The following is a 454-nucleotide window of genomic DNA, read 5'->3' on the forward strand; positions in this document are numbered from 1 at the left end:
ATTTTTTCTAAAAACATCTAAATATCCGTTTTTGGTAACGGCATTCATTTCTGCAATTAAAAGCTGCCTTTTAGTTTCAGTAACGTTGGTAAGTTTTATGTATTTAAAATCATGAATATTGCCAATGGCATGTTTAACATCATGAGATACATTACTTAAAACCGCTTTCATAAAATTGGGCACCTGAAAACTTGTTGCCCCTATATCGGCTTTATGATTATTGTAAAACCCTTGAAAACTACTGCCACAAGCACACAGTAAAATGCTTGAAATTAGAATAATAAAAAAACGTTTCATATAAAAAAATTCATTTCAAAAATACAACTTACAAATATTTTATGTAGGTTTGTTGTTCAAAATAATTAGATAATGAGATATTTCGTCGCAATTTGTAAAAAGCAGTGGATGATTTCCTTAACCAAGGAATCATGTTGGGCTTATTATATATTGTGGT

At 29.3% G+C, this 454-nt stretch carries 1 pseudogene; it reads right to left on the bottom strand.

Annotated features, from left to right (window positions below):
- Positions 1 to 297: pseudogene (locus FUA24_RS10665) on the bottom strand (hypothetical protein); the annotation flags it as partial.
- Between the last annotated feature and the right edge of the window lie 157 nt (positions 298 to 454).

The organism is Seonamhaeicola marinus, from assembly GCF_008085455.1.